Annotated in this window: 6 protein-coding genes; 5 read left to right on the top strand and 1 reads right to left on the bottom strand. The window is 68.0% G+C overall.

The genetic code is table 11. The features are described 5' to 3' along the window. The first annotated feature begins 173 nt into the window (after positions 1-173). From F8271_RS28635 to F8271_RS28615, 5 genes are all read left to right on the top strand, one after another. The gene (locus F8271_RS28635; protein WP_151492956.1) at positions 174-1,367 is read left to right on the top strand and encodes an acetylornithine transaminase; all 1,194 of its coding nucleotides are present in this window, start codon (positions 174-176) and stop codon (positions 1,365-1,367) included. Further along, entirely contained in the window at positions 1,367-2,404 is a 1,038-nt protein-coding gene (locus F8271_RS28630; RefSeq protein ID WP_151492955.1) for an alcohol dehydrogenase catalytic domain-containing protein, read from the top strand. The genes F8271_RS28635 and F8271_RS28630 overlap by 1 nt, the downstream gene beginning before the upstream one ends. A gap of 38 nt (positions 2,405-2,442) precedes the next feature. Next, positions 2,443-3,324, top strand: coding sequence for a cyclopropane-fatty-acyl-phospholipid synthase family protein (locus F8271_RS28625; protein ID WP_151492954.1), 882 nt, complete (start codon positions 2,443-2,445; stop codon positions 3,322-3,324). A gap of 13 nt (positions 3,325-3,337) precedes the next feature. Beyond that, the gene (locus F8271_RS28620) at positions 3,338-4,402 is read left to right on the top strand and encodes a polyprenyl synthetase family protein (protein WP_151492953.1); all 1,065 of its coding nucleotides are present in this window, start codon (positions 3,338-3,340) and stop codon (positions 4,400-4,402) included. Positions 4,403-4,601: 199 nt separating this feature from the next. Next, positions 4,602-5,546, top strand: a complete 945-nt coding sequence (locus tag F8271_RS28615) for a hypothetical protein (RefSeq protein ID WP_151492952.1) — start codon at positions 4,602-4,604, stop codon at positions 5,544-5,546. A 78-nt stretch (positions 5,547-5,624) separates the two neighbouring features. Here the strand turns inward: F8271_RS28615 and F8271_RS28610 are convergent. Beyond that, on the bottom strand, positions 5,625-7,540 hold a 1,916-nt coding region (locus F8271_RS28610), incomplete at its 5' end, for an ATP-dependent Clp protease ATP-binding subunit (protein WP_151492951.1).

Below are 7,540 nucleotides of genomic sequence, written 5' to 3'. Positions count from 1 at the left end.
CCGAAAGGCATCCCGATCACGTCCGACCCGAAGTACTTAGCGATGGTAGCTTCCGAAATCAACGACCGACCCCGTAAGATCCACAATTGGAAGAAGCCCTCCGAGATTTTCGCCGAACTCGTAGAGACAAATGCTTCGACTGTCTGAACCTGCCGGCTTCTGACGCATTACCCATGGGGGCGGAACTCCGGCGTCGATTCGATGACGCCTTGATGCCGAACTATGGAACCCCACCCGTGGCGATCTCACACGGAAGTGGGAGCCGGGTGTGGGACGTGGACGGCCGCGACTACCTGGACCTCATCGCCGGCATCGCCGTCTCGGCGCTCGGGCACGCCCACCCCGCGCTGGTCGAGGCGGTGAGCCGGCAGGTCGGGCGGCTTGCCCACATCTCCAACCTCTACCTGCACGAGCCAGAGGTGCTGCTCGCGGAGCGTCTGCTGCACCTACTCGGCGGAACCGGGCGGGTCTTCTTCGCGAACTCGGGCACCGAGGCCAACGAGGCGGCCCTGAAGCTGGTCCGCCGACACGCGGGCAAGGGGCGCTCCTACGTGGTGTCCGCGTGGCAGAGCTTCCACGGTCGGTCGATGGGCTCGCTCGCCCTGGCCGGCAAGCCGGCGATCCGCGAGGCGTTCGCCCCGTTCGGCATCGACGTCCGGTTCGTGCCGTACGGCGACAGCGAGGCGCTCACCGAGGCCGTCACCCCCGACTGCGCGGCACTCTTCCTCGAACCGATCCAGGGTGAGGCGGGTGTCGTCGAGGGCACCGTCGACTACCTGCGGGCCGCCCGTACCCGCTGCGACGAGACGGGGGCCGTGCTGGTCTTCGACGAGGTGCAGAGCGGGATCGGCCGGACCGGGGAGTGGTTCCACCACCTCGCCGTCGGCGTCCGTCCCGACGTGGTCACCCTCGCCAAGGGTCTCGGCGGTGGGCTGCCCATCGCCGCCTGTGTGGGGCTCGGCAGGTTCGGCTCGGTCTTCGCCAAGGGCGACCATGGCTCCACGTTCGGCGCCAACCCGGTGGCCTGCGCCGCAGCGCTGGCCGTGCTCGATGTCATCGAGCAGGACGATCTCCTGTCCAACGCCAAGAGCGTCGGCGCCGTGATGCGGGACGGCATCACCGGCATCGACCATCCGCTGCTGCGTGGTGTCCGTGGTCGTGGCCTCTGGCTGGCGATCCTGCTCGACGGGCCACACGCCGTGCGGGCGGAGGGCGCGGCGCTGAAGGCCGGTTTCCTCGTCAACGCCGTGCAGCCGGACGCTGTGCGGTTGTCCCCACCGCTGATCCTCACCGCTGACGAGGCCCGATCGTTCGTGTCCGCGCTCCCGGGCATTCTCAGCGCCGCCGCCCCCGCCGAGGTGGGCTGATGCGCGCGGTGACGATCCACGGGCCGAGGGACATCCGGGTCGAGCAGGTACCCGACGCGGCGATACGTTCCACCACCGACGCCCTGGTCCGGGTCACCCATGCCTGCGTCTGCGGAAGCGACCTCTGGGCGTACCGCGGGCAGGTTCCGCGACTGCCGGGCCAGCGCATCGGCCACGAGTTCGCCGGGGTGGTCGAGGACGTCGGGGCCGAGGTGCGGACCCTGCGCCGCGGCGACCGGGTCCTCGCCCCGTTCGTCTGGTCCGACGGAACGTGCGCCCACTGCCGGGAGGGTCTGCCGACGTCCTGCCCCCGTAAGGGGTTCTGGGGCGATCCCGGGGCGGACGGGGGTCAGGGCGAGGCGGTCACCGTGCCGTACGCGGACGCGACGCTGGTCGCGCTGCCTCGGGCGATGGACGAGGACCAGATGCCCGCGGTCCTGTCCCTGTCGGACGTCATGTGCACCGGACACCACGGGGCGGTGAGCGCCGGCGTGCACGTCGGCTCGGACGTGGCCGTCGTCGGTGACGGTGCGGTCGGCCTGTGCGCGGTGCTGGCCGCCCGCCGGCTGGGGGCGGCCAGGATCACCGTCTTCGGTCACCACCGTGCGCGGGCCCGGGTGGCCCGTCGATTCGGGGCGGACTTCGTGATCCTCGCCGAGGCTGCGTCTGTCAGCGAGCATGCCCGGGAGCTGACCGACGGCCACGGGTTCACGAGCGTCATCGAGGCGGTTGGTACCGCCGATGCCATGGCCGCCGCGATGGCGGTCACCGCCCCGGGTGGTCGTATCGGCTTCGTCGGCGTGCCGCACGGCAGCCAGGAGAGCGTGGACCTGCGGGCGATGTTCGACCGCAACCTCGCGTTGGCCGGGGGGATCACCCCGGCCCGTACCTACATCCCGCAGCTGCTGCCCGACGTCCTGTCCGGCGCACTGGACCCGGCCCCGATCTTCGATCTCACCGTCGGGCTCGTCGATGTGCCCGACGGTTACGCGGCGATGGACGATCGCCGCGCGCTCAAGACCCTCATCCGCATCTGAACCACGCGGACGAACCGTTCAGGAACGAGGAGACTGACATGTCCATCGACGTCGGTGCGAAGAACGAGGTCGTACGCAATCACTACGAGCAGGACCTGAACGATCACTGGGAGGAGAAGCAGAGCGACCCCATCAACCTCCTCCTGGGGGCGATGGACGGCCTGTACCACCACCACTACGCGGTCGGTGACTTCAACCGCAACCTGTTGCAGGCCCCGCCAGAGGCCCGTGAGCGGCTCATCCTGCGAGAGATGCACCGGATGGAGAACGAGCAGGTCGGTCTGGTCCTGGACGCCCTCGACGGGCTGGCACCCGATGCGCGGGTGATGGACGCTGGGTCCGGCCGTGGGGGGACCAGCTTCATGGTGCACGAGCGGTACGGCTGCCAGGTCGCCGGGGTGAACTTCTGCACCCACCACATCGAGTTCGCCGAGCGGTTGGCCGAGCAGCGCAGGTGCGCCGACAAGGTCAGCTTCCACTACGCCAACATGGCGAAGACGCCCTTCGCGAACGGTACGTTCGACGCCATCGTCAGCAACGAGACCACGATGTACGTGGACCTCAACGAGACGTTCGCGGAGTTCTCCCGGCTGCTGCGCCCCGGCGGCCGCTACGTGCTGGTGACCTGGTGCCAGAACGACGCCGTGGCCGAGCACTCGGACGACGTCGCCGCCATCGACGAGCACTACGTGTGCCACATCCACAAGCGCAGCACCTATCTGAAGGCGTTGGCCGACAACGGTCTGGTGCCGTCCCGTGTCCTGGACCTCACCACCGAGGCGATTCCCTACTGGGAGCTGCGCGAGTACAGCGCGTTGAAGACCGGTGTGGAGGTTCCCTTCCTCTCCGGCTACCGGAACAACTCGCTCAACTACCTGGTCATCGCGGCCGAGCGGGTCCTCGGACCCAGCGACAGCTGACACGGGAGTGGGCATGAGCCTGACTCAGCAGAATCACCGGATCGGTACGGATCCTCGCCTCGACGGTGCCCGAGATCTGGTCGACGCCGGGTTACGGGAGGCCGTCGACGGGTTGCATCCGGATCTTGGCCAGTTGGCGAGCTACCACTTCGGGTGGTCCACTGCGGATGGCACACCGATCAGTGACGGGTCCGGGAAGCTGTTGCGGGCCACCCTGACCCTGCTGTCGACGAGTGCGGTCGGCGCCGAGCCGAACACCGGGATCCCGGGTGCGATCGCGGTGGAGATGATCCACAACTTCTCGCTGCTGCATGACGACATCATGGATGCCGACGCGCTCCGGCGAGGACGGCCAGCGGCCTGGGTCGTCTTCGGGGCAGGTATGGCCACCCTCGCCGGCGACGCGCTCATCGCCACCGCCTTCGAGATCCTGCGATCGACCAGCAGCTCCCGGGGCAGGGAGTCCGCCGATCTCCTGCTGGCGGGGCTGCACCAGATGATCGATGGGCAGGCCTCCGATCTTTCGTTGGAGCACGTGTCGGCTGCCGACGTGGATGCTGATCACTATCTGCGGGCGTGCGCCAAGACCACGGCGCTGCTGGAGGCCGCGGCGGCGATCGGTGCGGTGCTCGGCGGGGCGCGGCCGGCGACAGTGGACGCACTGCGCCAGGCCGGCCGTCACCTCGGGCTCTCGTGGCAGATGGCCAATGACGTCGAGGACATCTGGGGCGACCCGGCCGCGACCGGAAAGCCCGCCCGCAGTGATCTCGTCAGGTCCAAGAAGACCATTCCGGTCATCCTCGCGCTGCGTGCGGGCAACGCGGCGGCCACCGACCTGGCCAGGCTCGTGGGCGAGCAGGTCAGGCAGCCCACGGCCGAACACCTGCAGGCCCAGGCGGACCTCATTGAGCGTGCCGGTGGCCGCCGGCAGGCGGAGGAGTTGTCCGCGCGGCACCTGACGCTGGCAATTGACAAGCTCGCCGAGTCGGACGCACCGGAAGCAGGACGACAGCGGATGGACGCGCTGTTCCGGATGATCCTGCGACGACAAGGTGTGTCGGCGATTGCGGGCGGATAGTCGGCCACGTACCTCTGATCCATGGTCGGATCGCGATATCATGGGCGCGGGCAGTGCGCCTGCCCGCGCCCGGTGTGACAGCCCACGCCTGACCACACAGAGGGCCAAGAGTCTCCGACTCCGCGCAGACGTGATGAGCTTCGGCGTGCCGGCCACGCCGCCTGTTCGGTGGAGGGCGTGGGGCTGCACCGGAGGCGTCATGACTGATGAGCAGAACCCCCGTCGGACTCCGCGATCAGGTCGTGCCCGGAAGCGGGCAATTCGGGCTCAGGCGGCCCGTGCCGGTGTCCCGTACTCGGTGGCGGCCCGGCAACTCGAGGCAGTCGGGCTGCAACCGGGCGAGACACTGTCCAGCTACGGACGGACCATCTACCCGGTCGGCTCCGACTCGCATCGCGAGCTGATGATCAAACGTCGCGAACACCGTTCGTTCGACGAGCGGGTGCGGGACAACCGGCGAGCCGCGACCCTGCCGGACGGCCGTGCTGAGCACCTCGTCGACCGCTTCCCGCCGACGCGGGGACGAGACGGCACCGGTGTCGGTCCGCTCTACCACGGTGAAGGGCGCCAGGAACTCCTGGCCATGCTGTACGTCGTCGTCGCGGCCGAGTCACCGGGGCTGCTGCCGGCCATCGGTGACCTCGTCTGGATCGCCGAGATGGGGGAGGAGACCGCCCTCGACATGGCGTGCGCCGAACTGGACCGGGAGGCGCGGCGGCTGCTCGATCGCGAGCCGGCAGAGCTGTGGTCGATGATCGAAGAGGCGCTGGCCGCCGCCGAACGCAGCGCGGACTGGCAGATCCGGCAGGAGTCGATCCGACTCGCCGCGCTGTTCCGCACCATGATGACACCCAGGGAGGGATACGCGGGGGAGCCGTATGTGGAGGGCCTGCCGCTCACCGGTGTCCGCCAGATCCTCGACGCGCTGCTGATCATCGCCGAAGACGGTCACGCCCCGGGGACGCGGGTCCGCCTGCTCCGGGATCCACATGGAGGGTCTACGGCCACCATCATCGGCGCCGTGTGGGGGAGTTCCGGTCCTCCCGTCGCCTACCTAATCTGGCTCGACGAGACGAAGATGGCCGAGTCCGTACGTGCCGATAAGCTGGCTGTGCTCGCCGACCAGGAGTCCCGACCGCGCTGACCCAGGTCGGACGGCAACCCATCGATGGCGGCGGGGCGAGCCCTGCAGGGCTCACCCCGCCGTCGTCGGTCAGATCGTTCAGTTGTTACCGGTGTCGGCAACGAGGTCGGCCGTTACCTGGTCCGGTACCTCATCTGGGACGGTGACGCTCCGCTCCGCACCGTGGAAGGTGAGATGCGAGTTGTCGATGTCGTTCGGGTCGCCCTCGCAGTCCACCACGACGATCTGACCGGGGGTCAGCTCGTTGAACAGGATCCGCTCGGAGAGGTTGTCCTCGATGTCGCGCTGGATCGTGCGACGAAGCGGACGCGCGCCCAGCACCGGGTCGAAGCCCTTCTTGGACAGGTACTTCTTGGCGTTGTCGGTGAGCTCCAGGCCCATGTCCTTGTTGCGCAGCTGGCCTTCGATCCGCTGGATCATGATGTCCACGATCGAGAGGATCTCGGTCTGGCGCAGCTGGTGGAAGACGATGGTGTCGTCGATCCGGTTGAGGAACTCGGGCCGGAAGTGCTGCTTGAGCTCGTCGTTGACCTTCTGCTTCATCCGGTCGTAGTTGGACTCGGAGTCCTCCGACTGCTGGAAGCCCAGCGACACCGCCTTGGCGACGTCGCGGGTGCCCAGGTTGGTGGTCAGGATGATGACCGTGTTCTTGAAGTCCACGATCCGACCCTGGCCGTCGGTGAGACGACCGTCCTCGAGAATCTGCAGGAGCGTGTTGAAGACGTCCGGGTGGGCCTTCTCGATCTCGTCGAAGAGGACCACCGAGAACGGCCGACGCCGCACCTTCTCGGTCAGCTGCCCGCCCTCGTCGTAGCCGACGTAGCCGGGAGGGGCACCCACGAGCCGGGACACCGTGTAGCGGTCGTGGAATTCGGACATGTCCAGCTGGATGAGGGCGTCCTCGCTGCCGAACAGGAACTCGGCGAGCGCCTTGGACAGCTCGGTCTTACCCACACCGGACGGGCCGGCGAAGATGAACGAGCCCGACGGGCGCTTCGGGTCCTTCAGGCCGGCCCGGGTACGCCGGATCGCCTTCGAGACCGCCTTGACCGCGTCCTCCTGGCCGATGACGCGCTTGTGCAGCTCGTCCTCCATGCGCAGCAGGCGCGAGGTCTCCTCCTCGGTCAGCTTGTAGACCGGGATGCCGGTCCAGTTGCCGAGCACCTCGGCGATCTGCTCGTCGTCGACCTCGCTGACGACGTCCAGGTCACCGGCCTTCCACTCCTTCTCCCGCTGAGCCTTCTGCCCGAGGAGCTGCTTCTCCTTGTCGCGCAGCTGCGCGGCACGCTCGAAGTCCTGGGCGTCGATCGCGGACTCCTTGTCGCGGCGCACCTGGGCGATGCGCTCGTCGAAGTCACGCAGGTCTGGCGGCGCGGTCATCCGACGGATCCGCATCCGCGCACCGGCCTCGTCGATCAGGTCGATCGCCTTGTCCGGCAGGAAACGGTCGGAGATGTACCGGTCGGCAAGCGTCGCGGCCGCCACCAGAGCGGCGTCGGTGATGCTCACCCGGTGGTGCGCCTCGTACCGGTCGCGCAGACCCTTCAAGATCTGAATCGTCATCTCGAGGGTGGGTTCCTCGACCCGAACAGGCTGGAAACGGCGCTCAAGCGCAGCATCTTTTTCTACGTACTTGCGGTACTCGTCACTGGTGGTGGCGCCGATGGTCTGCAGCTCACCACGGGCCAGCATCGGCTTGAGGATGCTCGCCGCGTCGATCGCGCCCTCGGCGGCACCCGCACCCACCAGGGTGTGGATCTCGTCGATGAACAGGATGATGTCGCCGCGGGTGCGGATCTCCTTGAGGACCTTCTTGAGGCGCTCCTCGAAGTCACCGCGGTAGCGGGAACCGGCGACGAGCGCACCCAGGTCGAGCGTGTAGAGCTGCTTGTCCTTGAGAGTCTCGGGCACCTCGCCCTTGATGATCTTCTGGGAAAGTCCCTCCACCACGGCGGTCTTGCCGACGCCGGGCTCACCGATCAGGACCGGGTTGT

It is taken from the genome of Micromonospora sp. ALFpr18c (genome assembly GCF_008868155.1).
In the GTDB taxonomy this organism is placed as follows: domain Bacteria; phylum Actinomycetota; class Actinomycetes; order Mycobacteriales; family Micromonosporaceae; genus Micromonospora.
Note: the sequence above shows the minus strand (reverse complement) of the source record. Positions and strands in the feature narration are given on the sequence as shown.